Source organism: Oerskovia sp. NPDC060287, assembly GCF_042726775.1.
GTDB classification, from domain to species: Bacteria; Actinomycetota; Actinomycetes; order Actinomycetales; family Cellulomonadaceae; genus Oerskovia; species Oerskovia merdavium.
In genome coordinates this window covers 1-12,394 of record NZ_JBHXBO010000124.1, presented here as the reverse complement: position 1 = coordinate 12,394, position 12,394 = coordinate 1, and the positions used below count along the sequence as shown (strand labels likewise).

General features: G+C 73.8%; 9 protein-coding genes. 4 read left to right on the top strand and 5 right to left on the bottom strand.

Translation table 11 applies throughout. The features are described 5' to 3' along the window. Window positions 1-78 precede the first annotated feature (78 nt). The 3 genes from ACFWFR_RS12040 to hflX form a co-directional block, all read right to left on the bottom strand. Window positions 79-1,032 carry an L-lactate dehydrogenase gene (locus tag ACFWFR_RS12040; protein WP_191803976.1) on the bottom strand — a complete coding sequence of 318 codons (954 nt, stop codon included), beginning with the start codon at window positions 1,030-1,032 and terminating at the stop codon, window positions 79-81. 80 nt (window positions 1,033-1,112) lie between these two features. Continuing rightward, complete coding sequence (locus tag ACFWFR_RS12035; protein WP_318244539.1) at window positions 1,113-3,170, bottom strand: ATP-dependent DNA helicase; 2,058 nt, start codon at window positions 3,168-3,170, stop codon at window positions 1,113-1,115. A 121-nt stretch (window positions 3,171-3,291) separates the two neighbouring features. Next, window positions 3,292-4,824: a GTPase HflX gene (hflX, locus tag ACFWFR_RS12030; RefSeq protein WP_377623123.1), complete on the bottom strand. Its 1,533-nt coding sequence runs from the start codon at window positions 4,822-4,824 to the stop codon at window positions 3,292-3,294. A gap of 226 nt (window positions 4,825-5,050) precedes the next feature. Here hflX and ACFWFR_RS12025 point away from each other — a divergent pair, with 226 nt between their 5' ends. Then, window positions 5,051-5,713 carry a class I SAM-dependent methyltransferase gene (locus ACFWFR_RS12025; protein ID WP_377616597.1) on the top strand — a complete coding sequence of 221 codons (663 nt, stop codon included), beginning with the start codon at window positions 5,051-5,053 and terminating at the stop codon, window positions 5,711-5,713. 94 nt (window positions 5,714-5,807) lie between these two features. Here ACFWFR_RS12025 and dapF read toward each other — a convergent pair whose 3' ends face one another. Beyond that, window positions 5,808-6,800, bottom strand: coding sequence for a diaminopimelate epimerase (dapF, locus tag ACFWFR_RS12020; RefSeq protein WP_377623122.1), 993 nt, complete (start codon window positions 6,798-6,800; stop codon window positions 5,808-5,810). Continuing rightward, window positions 6,797-7,750: a tRNA (adenosine(37)-N6)-dimethylallyltransferase MiaA gene (gene miaA, locus ACFWFR_RS12015; RefSeq protein ID WP_377616599.1), complete on the bottom strand. Its 954-nt coding sequence runs from the start codon at window positions 7,748-7,750 to the stop codon at window positions 6,797-6,799. The genes dapF and miaA overlap by 4 nt, the downstream gene beginning before the upstream one ends. Before the next feature lie 198 nt (window positions 7,751-7,948). Between miaA and ACFWFR_RS12010 the strand changes: the two genes are divergently transcribed. Genes ACFWFR_RS12010 through ACFWFR_RS12000 form a run of 3 tightly spaced genes read left to right on the top strand, consistent with a single transcriptional unit; the run spans window position 7,949 to window position 12,365 of the window. Continuing rightward, window positions 7,949-8,449: a YbjN domain-containing protein gene (locus ACFWFR_RS12010; protein WP_377623121.1), complete on the top strand. Its 501-nt coding sequence runs from the start codon at window positions 7,949-7,951 to the stop codon at window positions 8,447-8,449. Beyond that, window positions 8,446-10,350 carry an HSP90 family protein gene (locus ACFWFR_RS12005; protein WP_377623120.1) on the top strand — a complete coding sequence of 635 codons (1,905 nt, stop codon included), beginning with the start codon at window positions 8,446-8,448 and terminating at the stop codon, window positions 10,348-10,350. The genes ACFWFR_RS12010 and ACFWFR_RS12005 overlap by 4 nt, the downstream gene beginning before the upstream one ends. Further along, window positions 10,347-12,365 carry a hypothetical protein gene (locus tag ACFWFR_RS12000; protein ID WP_377623119.1) on the top strand — a complete coding sequence of 673 codons (2,019 nt, stop codon included), beginning with the start codon at window positions 10,347-10,349 and terminating at the stop codon, window positions 12,363-12,365. Before ACFWFR_RS12005 ends, ACFWFR_RS12000 begins: the two co-directional genes overlap by 4 nt. Window positions 12,366-12,394 lie beyond the last annotated feature (29 nt).

The following is a 12,394-nucleotide window of genomic DNA, read 5'->3' as shown; positions in this document are numbered from 1 at the left end:
GTCCCCTTCGTCGTCCGAGGTCCGCCGACCAGCGGCCCCCAGGACTCTCGCGCGAGTACCCGCTCTAGCGCGTCGCCGTCACAGCCCGAAGCTCTTCGCGACCGCGCGCACCGAGTCCGCCGACGAACGCAGACCAGCGAGCTCGATGTCGGACAGCGGGACCTCGATCCGCTCCCCGCACCCTCGCCGCTCGAGCAGCGACGGCACCGACAGGCACACGTCGCTGATCCCGTGGAAGTCCTCCAGGAGCGAGGAGACGGGCAGGACCCGGTGCTCGTCGTCGAGGATCGCCTCGATGATGCGGGTGGCGGCGAGCGCGACCGCGTAGTTGGTCGCGCCCTTGCCCTCGATGATGCGGTAGGCAGACTGCACGACCTCGTGCGCGATGTCCTCGCGCACCTCTGCGGTGAGCGGCCCGCGGCCCGTGAGCCCCTTCCAGTCGAGCAGAGGGACCCCGCTGATGGTCGCGGAGCTCCAGAGCGGGATCTCGCTGTCGCCGTGCTCGCCCGCGATGTAGGCGTGGACGTTCTGCACCGCGACGCCGCAGTGCTGCGCGACCAGGAAGCGCAGGCGGGAGGAGTCCAGGACCGTCCCGCTGCCGAAGAGCTGGTTCGCCGGCAGGCCGGAGTACTTGAGCGCCGCGTACGTCACGACGTCGACCGGGTTGGTCACCATGATGTAGATCGCGTTGGGTGCGACCTCGACGAGCCCCGGCAGGATGTTCCGGACGAGCGAGATGGTCGCGCCCGCGAGGTCCAGGCGCGTCTGCCCGGGCTTCTGCTTGGCACCCGCGGTGAAGACCACGACGTCCGCGTCGGCGCACACCGCGACGTCGTCGGATCCCTCGACCTTGGCCATGGGCATGAACTGGATGCCGTGCTGGAGGTCGAGGACCTCGGCCTCCACCTTGGTCTTGTTGATGTCGAGGAGGCTCACGGTGTGAGCGGCCCCTCGCATGAGCGCCGCGTAGGCGAGGGTCGATCCGACGGAACCTGCGCCGACGATCGCGAGCTTGGTGGTACGGGCGGGCACTGTGCCTCCTGGACGTTGTGCGGCAGGCGTCCGGCCGCCGCCGGGGCAGCGGCCGCGTCCACCGCGTGGACTGCCAGGTCTCAGCCTAGGGCGGAGAGGCGCTCGAGCGCAGAGAGGACGACACGTCGGTCGGTCGTGGTCCAGAAGTCCGGCATCGACTTGGTGAGGTAGGACCCGTACCGGGCCGTCGCGAGGCGCGGGTCGAGGACCGCGACGACACCGCGGTCTGCGGTCGACCGGATGAGCCGGCCCGCCCCCTGAGCGAGGAGCAGGGCCGCGTGGTTGGCCGAGACCTGCATGAAGCCGTTGCCCCCCGCGGCCTCGACCGCGCGGGCGCGCGCCGACTTCACCGGGTCGTCGGGGCGAGGGAACGGGATCCGGTCGATGAGCACGAGCTGGCAGCTCGGCCCGGGGACGTCCACGCCCTGCCACAACGACAGCGTGCCGAACAGGCACGTCCGCGGGTCTGCGGCGAACTCCTTGACGAGCGTGGGCAGCTGGTCGTCGCCCTGGCACAGGACGGGGACGTCGAGCCGATCGCGCATGGCCTCGGCGACCGCGAGCGCCGCGCGCCGCGACGAGAACAGGCCCAGGGTCCGCCCGCCCGCCGCCGTGATGAGGTCGGCGATCTCGTCGAGCTGCCCGTCCGTCGCGGCCTCGCGGCCGGGCTGAGGCAGGTGCTTGGCGATGTAGAGGATGCCCTGCTGGGGGTAGTCGAACGGGCTGCCGACGTCGAGACCGCTCCAGGTCGCCCCGTCGTCGTCGAGCCCCAGGGAGCGGGCCACGGGGTCGAACGTCCCTCCGAGCGCCAGGGTCGCCGACGTGAAGACGCCCGTGCGCTCGGTCAGGAGGTTGGTCCGGATGAGACCGGCCACCGCGAGCGGCGCGGCGTGCAGCCTGCTCACGCCGTCCCCGCTCCACCGGCCGTCCTCGCCCGCGCGCGAGCACCACAGGACGTCGTGCCCCGTGGGGTCCTGCGCCATGCGCTCGGCGATCTCGAAGACCTGGAGCATGGTGGCCTGAGCCATCTTCATCCCGGTGTCGGGCTGCGCCTGGGGGCCGCCCGAGGTGTCCGGCTTGAGCGCGCTGAGCACGGTGCGCGCCGCGTCACGGACCGCCGCGACGGCCGAGCGCGCGTCGTCGGGCAGGCCGTCCGGGAAGCGCTCGGCCGGCAGCGAGGCAACCACGGTCCCGAACGCGCCGATCGCGAGGTCGAGGTCTGTCGTCTGCACGCCCCCGTGGCGACGCGCGAGCCGCGCTGCGTGCTCGATGATGGGCACCGAGAGGTCGGCCGTGGCGGCGGCCGTGACCCGGTCGCTGAGCTCGTGGGCCTCGTCGACCACGACCACGCCGTGCTCGGGCAGGACGCCGGGCGAGCCCGACGCGGCGATGCCGAGCATCGCGTGGTTGGTCACGACGACGTCCGCCTCGCGCGCGCTCGTGCGGGCCTGGTCGGGGAAGCAGTCGTCGATGAGCGGGCACTTGGCCCCCAGGCACTCGAGGGCCGTGACCGAGACCTGCCGCCAGGCCTTGTCCGAGACGCCGGGCACCAGGTCGTCCCGGTCGCCCGTCGTGGTCTCCTGCGCCCACTCGCGCAGCCGCACGACCTGCTCGCCGAGCGCTGCGGCCCCCGACGCCGCGCCCGGAGCGGGATGCTCCGCGACGCCTGCACGCTCGCCGCCCGTGGGCAGGTCGAACAGCGTGGGTTCGTCGGCCGGGTAGCCCCCCTCGATCTTGTGCTGGCACAGGTAGTTGTGCCAGCCCTTGAGGAGGGCGATGCGGGGCTCGCGCGGGAGCTTGTCGGCGACGGCCTGGGCGACCAGCGGGAGGTCTCGCGTGATGATCTGGCGCTGGAGCGCGAGGGTCGCGGTCGAGACGATGACGCGCTCGTCCTCGCACACGGCGTGGCGCACCGCGGGCACGAGGTAGCCGAGCGACTTCCCGGTACCGGTGCCCGCCTGGACCAGGAGGTGGTCAGGGCCACCCGAGCCGTCGATCGCGGTCGCGACGCTCACGGCCATCTGGTGCTGGCCCGCGCGGCGCCCGCCACCGAGGGCGCCGACCGCGAGGTCGAGCAGCTCCTCGACGTCAGGGGTCGCAGAGCCCGTGGTCAGGGTGGTGGTGGTCTCCTCGGGCACCCCGGAAGTCTACGGCGACCCTCCGACACGACGGTCCTGGACCCTGCGAGGGCAGCCCGCGCAGGCGCCTGGGCACGCCCGAGCAGGGGCCCGGGCTCCTCGAAGCCCGGGCCCCGCGCGCTCAGGCGCGGACGGCGACCGCGTGGAGCTCGAGCGCGAGCCCCTCGTCGACGCGTGCGAGCAGGCGCGTGCCCGTCTCGACGTGCTCCTCGAGGTCGATCTCGCCCGTGAGGTGCACGCGGTTGACCAGGTCGCCCCGGTGGTAGGGCACCACGAGGTCGACCGAGACGTCGGGCCGCGGCAGCTCGTCGGAGATGAGCTGGAGCAGGTCGCCGATCCCCTGCCCGGTGTGCGCCGAGACCACGATCGTGCGTCGCTCGCGCCCACGGATGCGGGCCACGACGTCGGGGTCGGCGATGTCGACCTTGTTGAGCACGACGACCTCGAGCACCTGGTCGATGCCCGGGATGTCCGCGAGGACGTGACGGACCGCGGCGATCTGCCCCTCGGGATCGGGGTGCGACGCGTCGACGACGTGCAGCAGCAGGTCGGCCTGGCCGACCTCCTCGAGCGTCGAGCGGAACGCCTCGACGAGCTGGTGCGGCAGCGCGCGGACGAACCCGACCGTGTCCGCGAGCGTGTAGACGCGCCCGTCCTCGGTCTGCGCGCGCCGCACCGTGGGGTCGAGGGTCGCGAACAGCGCGTTCTCGACGAGCACCCCGGCGCCGGTCAGCGCGTTGAGCAGGCTCGACTTGCCCGCGTTGGTGTACCCGGCGATCGCGACCGACGGGATGGCGTGGCGCTTGCGCGAGGACCGCTTGGTCTCGCGGGCAGGCGCCATCGCGGCGATCTCGCGCCGCAGCTTGGTCATGCGGTCGCGAATGCGGCGGCGGTCGAGCTCGATCTTGGTCTCACCGGGTCCGCGCGAGCCCATGCCGGCTCCCGCGCCACCGACCTGGCCACCGGCCTGGCGGGACATCGACTCGCCCCAGCCGCGCAGGCGCGGGAGCAGGTACTCGAGCTGTGCGAGCTCGACCTGCGCCTTGCCCTCCCGCGACTTGGCGTGCTGGGCGAAGATGTCGAGGATCAGCGCGGTCCGGTCGACGACCTTGACCTTGACGATGTCCTCGAGCGCACGTCGCTGCGAGGGCGCGAGCTCGCCGTCGATCACGACGGTGTCCGCGCCCGTGGCCGCGACGACGCCGGCGAGCTCGGCGGCCTTGCCCGAGCCGAGGTACGTCCCGGGGTCCGGCTTCTGGCGACGCTGGAGCACGCCGTCGAGCACCTGGGACCCCGCCGTCTCGGCGAGTGCCGCGAGCTCGCGCAGCGAGACCTCGGCCTCGGCCGCCGCGGCGTCGCCGCTGCCCGTGTAGAGACCGACGAGCACGACCTTCTCGAGGCGCAGCTGGCGGTACTCGACCTCGGTGACGTCCTCGAGCTCGGTCGAGAGGTTGGCGACCCGTCGCAGCGCCGTGCGCTCGGCGAGCTCGAGCTGCTCGCCGTCGTAGACGGAGTGCTGGGTGCCCCCCTCGGCGCGCGCGGTCCCCGCCCGAGCGAGCACCCGTGCCACGACGTCACCGGCGATGTCGCGCTCGGGGCGCTCCACGATCTCCGGTGCGGTCTCGGGGGTGGGGTTCGCAGGGGTCTGGGTCATGGGCCGCCTTTCAGCTGAGGGTCCGGGCCCCGGGTCCGTGTGACCTGGGCCGGTCGACGCCGTCCGGAAGACGCTCCGGTCGGCATGTCGTACAACAAGCGTGGCACGCCGGATCGTCCCGGCGCGAACCTATTCGCCGCGAGCGCAGCCTTTCACGCCCGCAGCGCCCGCGGGAACCGCCCGTGCGGGGCGGCCCCGCGCAGGGCGCCCGATAGGATCGACCCTCGTGACGACCACCCCTGGCACGACGCCCGAGCCCTCACCGGACCACTACTTCACGGCGCAGCCCGCGTCCGCCGAGGAACGTCGGGAGCTCACCGTCCGTCTCGCGGGCCGCGAGGTCACGGTCGAGGTCGCGTCGGGCATCTTCTCCCCGGGCCGCCTGGACCTGGGGACGCAGGTGCTCCTGCGCTCGGTCCCGGACCTCCCGCCCGCGGTCTCCGGGCCCGACGGCGCCGCGCACCTCCTCGACCTGGGCTGCGGCTGGGGCCCGGTCGCCCTGAGCATGGCGATCGAGTCGCCGGGCTCGACCGTGTGGGCCGTCGACGTCAACGAGCGCGCCCTCGACCTGGTCCGGCGCAACGCCGCCCGGCTGGGCCTGGAGAACGTGCGCGCGGTGCGCCCCGAGGACGTCCCCGACGACGTCCGGTTCGCCGCGATCTGGTCCAACCCGCCCATCCGGGTCGGCAAGGAGGTGCTGCACGACATGCTGCTGCACTGGCTGCCCCGGCTCGAGCCGGGTACCGAGGCCTACCTCGTGGTGCAGCGCAACCTCGGTGCCGACTCGCTCATGGCCTGGCTGAACGAGCACCTCGACGACGACCTGTCGGTGACCAAGCTCGCGAGCGCCAAGGGGTTCCGCGTCCTCGAGGTCACGCGCGCGGGCTGAGCCCTCGCTCCGCGCGGCAGTCGGTCCTGCCCGACGGGACCCGTGCCCGACGCACGCCGAGCACCCGGGGCGCTGCGCCGTCGGGCCCTCGCGGTCAGCGCCCGAACGCCGCCAGGTCGATCTCTCCCCCGAACACGATCTCCGCGGGACCGGCGAGCTCGACGCGGCCGCCCTCGAGGGCCGTCACGCGCACCGTGCCACCTGGCACGTCGACGAGCCACACGTCCGGCGACTGCGGGCCGCCCCACGCCCGGACCGCGAGCGCCGCGGCGCACGCGCCCGTGCCGCACGACTCGGTCTCGCCCACGCCGCGCTCGTGCACGCGCATACGCAGACGCCCGACGACGGTCCCGTCGACCGAGACCTCCTCGCCGAGGGGGACGACGAGCTCGACGTTCGTGCCGTGCGGGGGCAGCGGGGAGACGCCGGGCACCGCGGTCAGGTCGGCGGCCTCGAGCTCGTCCTCGTGCGGCAGCGCGAGCACCGTGTGGGGGTTGCCCAGGTCGACGCTCAGCGCGGGGCGGGCGACCTCCCACCCCTTGACCGTGACCTCGGCGTCGAAACCCTCGTCGAGCGCCGTGCGGCCCCCCGGGAGGAACCAGGGGCCCATGTCCACGGCGTACCAGCCGTTCGCCTCCTTGCGCACGTACTTGACCCCTGCTCGTGTGCCCACGGCGAGGACCCGTGGTGCCGCGGCGGTGGCCGGTACGTCGGACGCGCCTGCGTCGTCCGTCGCGACAGGGGCAGGCGTGAGGTCCACGAGCCCCAGGCGCTCGGCGAAGGCCGCGAAGACGCGCACGCCGTTGCCGCACATCTCGGCGACCGAGCCGTCCGCGTTGCGGTAGTCCATGAACCAGATGGCCTCGGGGTCCTCGGCGAGGACCGCCGCGGACTCGGGCACGTAGGCCGTGGGGACCAGCCGGATCACGCCGTCGCCGCCGATGCCCGCGCGACGGTCGGCGAGCGCGCGGACCTGCTCGACGTCGACGTCGCGGCTCCCCTCGAGGTCGGCGAGCAGGACGAAGTCGTTGCGGGTCCCGTGGCCCTTGGCGAAACGGGTCGTCGAACGGGGCGGCGGCAGGCTCATGAGCCCAGACTACGGCGCGTCGGGCGCTCGTCCGTGCGCGTGTCCAGGGTGCCGTCGTCGCCCGCACGGACGATCTCCAGGGCGTCGGCCAGGAGCGTGGGCGACTGCGCGTCGAGCCAGTGCACGCGCGGGTCGCGGCCGAACCAGCCCATCTGCTTGCGGGCCAGCCGGCGCGTGTTCGCGGTGATCTGCTCGCGCGCCTCGTCGGCGGTGATCTCCCCGCGCAGGTGGGCCAGCACCTCGGCGTAGCCGACCGCACGCTCGGCGGTACGGCCCAGCCGCGGCGCGAGCGCACGGACCTCGTCGAGCAGCCCCAGCTCCCACATGCGCTCGACCCGACCCGCCACGCGGGCGTCGAGCGTCTCGCGGTCGCAGTCGAGACCGATCTGGACGGCGGGGCGCACGTACTCCTGGCGCGGGAGGTTCGCGGTGAACGGTTCGCCCGTGATCTCGATGACCTCGAGCGCTCTCACGATGCGACGGGTGTTCGTGGGGCCGATCGACGTCGCGGCACCGGGGTCGAGCCGCGCGAGCTCGGAGTGCAGCGCCCTGGTCCCCTCGCGCTCGGCCCGCTCCTCGAGGCGGGCGCGGACCTCCGGGTCGGTGCCCGGGAAGTTCATCTCGTCGAGCAGCGCCCGCACGTAGAGCCCCGAACCACCGACGACGACCGCCCGGGCGCCCCGGGAGCCGATCGCGTCGAGGTCCGCGCGGGCCGAGGCCTGGTAGTCGGCGACCGAGGCGTCCTCGAGGGGGTCCAGCACGTCGAGCTGGTGGTGGACGATCCCGCGACGCTCGGCGACCGGGACCTTCGCGGTGCCCACGTCCATGCCGCGGTAGAGCTGGTAGGCGTCGGCGTTGACGACCTCGGCAGGGGCGAGGGCCTGGGCGAGGTCGAGGGCGAGGTCCGACTTCCCGGTCGCGGTGGGGCCGACGACGGCGACGATGAGCATCCGAGAACCGTACCCGCCGGGGACGGCCCGTCGCCTCGCCCCCGCCCGCGGGGCGCGACCCTTCCCGCCCGGTGTGTCCGCCCTGTCCCTGTGTGGGTGGTCCTGCGTAGGCTCCACGGGTGGCCACCGGCAGCCCGGTGCGTCGCACCTGCCCTGAGCCGCCGTGCGCGGACCCACCACACGACGAGGAATCGAGACATGAGCTTCTTCTCCAAGCCGGACGAGACCCTTCCCCCCGCGAACGCACCGCTCTCGCGGGACCGCATCGAGGCGATCCTCACGAGCAAGGGCTGGAACTACGGCATCGACGACGACGGCGACCTGGGCGGCAGCTGGGACGGCAACGTCTTCTACTTCTTCGTGATGGGGACCAAGGACGAGATCCTGCAGGTCCGGGGCCGGTGGAGCCGCACGCTCTCGGCCGCCGACCAGACCCAGGTCGCGCTCCTGGCCAACGAGGTCAACCAGAGCAAGATCTGGCCCAAGGTGTACTCCCGCGTCGAGGGCGACGAGCTCGGCGTGTACGCCGAGGTCTCGACCGACCTCGAGTTCGGCGTGGCCGACGACCAGCTGGGACAGCTCGTCGAGTGCGGGCTGTTCTCCGGCCTGCAGTTCTTCGAGCAGCTCGACGAGCGCTTCCCCGCCCCGGACGCCGGGCCCTCGGACGCGAACGTCTACGTCGAGGACCGCCCGCTTTGACGAGCACGTTCCAGGTCGACCTGCACGGGGTCGTCGACCTCCTGGCACGCCACCTGTACAGCAGCCCCCGCGTCTACCTGCGCGAGCTCCTGCAGAACGGCGTGGACGCGATCACCGCGCGGCGCGGCCTCGCGGGAGAGGACGCCCCGGCGACCGTCCGGCTCCGGCCGCTGCCCGACGGCGGGCTCGAGGTCGCCGACTCCGGGGTGGGCCTGACGCTCGCCGAGGCCGGCGAGCTGCTCGCCACGATCGGGCGCAGCTCCAAGCGTGACGTCGAGCTCGGCACGGGCCGCGAGGAGTTCCTCGGTCAGTTCGGGATCGGCCTCCTGTCCGCGTTCATGGTCGCGGACGAGATCGAGCTCACGTCCCGCTCGGCGCGTCGGCACGACGACGGGACCTGGCCCGCACCCGTGCGCTGGCGCGGGTTCGCGGACGGCAGCTACGAGCTCGCGGAGATCGGGCCCGACGACCCCGCCGCCCCTGCCGAGCCCGGGAGCGTCGTCCGCCTGCACCCGCGCCGCGACATGGAGCACTGGCTCGCCCCCGCGACCGTGACGGCCCTCGCCCAGGACTTCGGGTCGCTGCTCCCCGTGGACCTTCAGGTCGAGGTACGCCTGGACCTGGACGCCGACGCACCGGGTTCGCCCGGGCACGAGGACGGAGCCGGCACCGTCTGGCGCCGTCTGAGCGGCCACGAGCTGCCCTGGAAGGAGTCGCACGCCACGCCCGCCGAGCGTGACGCGGCCCTGACACGCTACGCCGAGCAGACGCTCGGCTTCACGCCGCTCGCCCGGATCGACCTGGACATCCCGGTCGCGGGCCTGAGCGGCGTCGCGTACGTCCTGCCCGCCGCAGTGTCGCCCACCACGCCCTCGAGCCATCGCGTGTACCTCAAGCGCATGCTCCTGGGGACCAAGGTCGACGACCTGCTGCCGCCCTGGGCGTTCTTCGTGCGGTGCGTGCTCGACGCCTCGGCGCTGCGCCCCACCGCGTCGCGCGAGGGGCTCTACGAGGACGAGGTGCTGCTCGCGACGCGTGAGGCCCTGGGAGCGCAGGTTCGCGCCTGGGCGCTGGCCGCGCTCGCCGAGGACTCCCCCGCCGGGCGCGCGTTCCTGCGGGTGCACCACCTCGCGGTCCGCGCCCTCGCGCTCCAGGACGACGACATGCTGGACCTCGCGGCCCGGGTGCTCCCGTTCGAGACGACCGAGGGCACGGGCACGCTCACGGACCTCCAGGCGGCGCTCCCCGAGGGCGCGCGCCTGCTGTGGACCCCCAGCGTCGAGGAGTTCCGGCGGGTCGCGCCGGTCGCCGCGGCGCAGGGGCTCGGGCTCGTCAACGGCGGGTACGTCTACGACGCGGACCTGCTCGAGCGCATCTCGCGCCGCTTTCCCCGGTGGCGGCTGTCGCCCGTGACGTCGAGCGACGTCGCACAGGCGCTCCTGGAGGTCGACCCGCTGCGCGAGCTCGAGATCGCCGGCTCTGTGCAGGCGATCGACGCCGCGCTCGCGCCGCAGGACTGCGAGGTGATCGTGCGTGCCTTCGAGCCCTCGGTGCTGCCCGCGATGCTCCTGCACGACCGCGACGGTGACCACGAGCGCGAGACCCGTGCGACCGTCGAGGCCGCGGACGACCTCTGGGGCCAGGTGCTCGCCGGGCTCTCGGGCCCCGCGCGCTCGCGTCAGCTCGTGCTCAACGACACCAACGGGACGGTCCGTTCCCTCCTGGCGACCACGGACCCGCAGGTCCGGGAGGCGGGAGCCCAGTCGCTCTACGTCACGGCCCTGCTCCTGTCCGGAAGACCTCTGCGGTCCTCCGAGGCGACGCTCATGAACGGCTCGCTCGCGGTCCTGCTCGACCGCGCGCTGCACCCTGGAACGACCCCCCTGGAGGAGAACCGATGACCCGCTCGGTCCACGAGGCCAACGGGGCCTTGTCCCGCATCCGCGACCTGCCCTACGGGATCGCCCGGAGCACCGCGGCCGCCGCCGAGCTCGACGAGATCACGGCGAACGGTCCGGTCGAGGCCCGCGCCTACGCGCTGTTCGTCCTCGTCGAGTCCTACGTGTGGGGCAACGAGGTCACCAAGGCCTACCTGCCGTTCACCCAGCTCCTGCGATGGTGGGACGAGCACCCCGAGCACTTCGACGAGCAGGACGCGCACTCGCTGTTCTGGTCGTTCAAGTGGATGGTCGGCAACCTCATGGACTTCCCGGCCGTCCCGGCCGCGCAGATCGACCGCACGCTCGACGACATGGAGCGCCGGTACGCGGTCGCGGGCAACGGCATGAACGCCGTGACCATGTCCCGCTTCCAGTGGGAGCGGTCGCGCGGGACGCAGGACGTCGCCGCCGCGTACGAGGCGTGGGTCGCCACGCCGCGCGACGACTTCTCCCAGTGCGAGGCCTGCGAGCCCGGCGACCGCGCTGCGTACCTGTTCGACGTGGGTCGCACCGACGAGGGGGTACGGCTCCTCGAGACCGTGCTCGCGGGGTCGCCCGAGTGCGCCACGGAACCGGGCGACATGCTCTCCCACCTCCAGCTCGCCTACCTCGAGCAGGGGCAGGCGGACAAGGCCGCGACCACGCACCGTCGGGGGCTGCGACACCTCGACAACGGCGTCGCGATGACCGGTCCGCAGGGGCGCCACATCGAGTTCCTGGCCCGGACGGGCAACGGCGAGCGAGCGCTCGGTCGCCTCGAGGAGCAGCAGGACAGCCTGCTGTCCGCCGACTCCCCGCGAGACCGGTGGTCGTTCCTGCTCAGCGTCGGGACCGCGACCGCGCTCCTCGCGGTCGAGCACGGTGACCGGAGCCTCGCGCTGCGCGAGGTCCCGGCGTCGACGGTCGCGGGGCTCGACGCGTGGATCAGGTCCCAGGCCCTCGAGCTCGCCGCGGCGTTCGACGCGCGCAACGGGACGGACGCCGCGACGCGGCGGACCGAGAAGGTCTGGGCGCGCGCTGCGACCGTCCTGCCCGTGAGCCTGAGCGTGCTGGCGGCGCCTTCGGGCGGGGTGTCGCCGGCCGCCGGAGCGACCGGCGGCACCGTGCCCGACAACCTCGCCCTGGCGCGCGTCACGGAACCCGGGCCCGGCGCCGCACCGACCGCGACAGCCCCGACGTCCCACCCTGGAGGAGGGCCCACAGGCCCCGAGCTCGTCGCCCGTGCGACCGAGGCAGCGGCGACGGACCCGGCGTCCGCGGCGCTGCTGTACCAGGAGGCCTCGTCGACGTTCGAGGCCCAGGGTCTGCTGGCCGACGCCGGCTTCGCCCTGGCCGAGGCCGCGCAGATCGCTGCGCTCGAGCAGGACCTGGAAGGGGCGCTGAGCGCGTTCCCTCGCGCCGTGGCCCTGCTGCGCGCGGGCGGGGTGGCACCAGAGTTCAGGGGCCAGGTCGCGCGCGCCTTCGCCCGGCTCTCGGCCCGCGCAGGGGACCCGCTCGCGGGCCTGGTCACGGTCGAGAAGGAGCTCGCGGACCTGGGCGGCCCCTGCGGCGCCGCGGGCAGCGCGCACAGCGCCGAACAGGATGCCCCGGACCGCCCGGGTGACGAGCCCGCGTCCCGCGCGGACCTCCGGTCCCGCGAGCGCCGTGAGCTCTCGGACACCCGGGCCCGGCTGCTCGCCTCGTCGGGCGATCACGCGCAGGCGTCGGCCGCAGCGGAGGCCGTCGCCGAGGAGTACGCCCGGGCCGGTGACCTCTCGGGCGCCGCGCACGCGTTCTGGCTCGCCGGGACCACACGGGCTGCGGCGGGCGATCCGGAGGGCGCCGTCGACGTGCTCGAGTCGGCGGTCGACGGCTTCCGGCTCGCGCGCGACCAGCGGTCGCGGGCGAGCGTGGGCAACGAGCTCGTCGCGATCCTGCACGGCCTGGGTCGCGAGGACGCAGCCGCACAGGTCGCGGCGACGCTGAGCGACCGCTAGCGGTCGCGCCCGGCCGGTCGGTGGGTCAC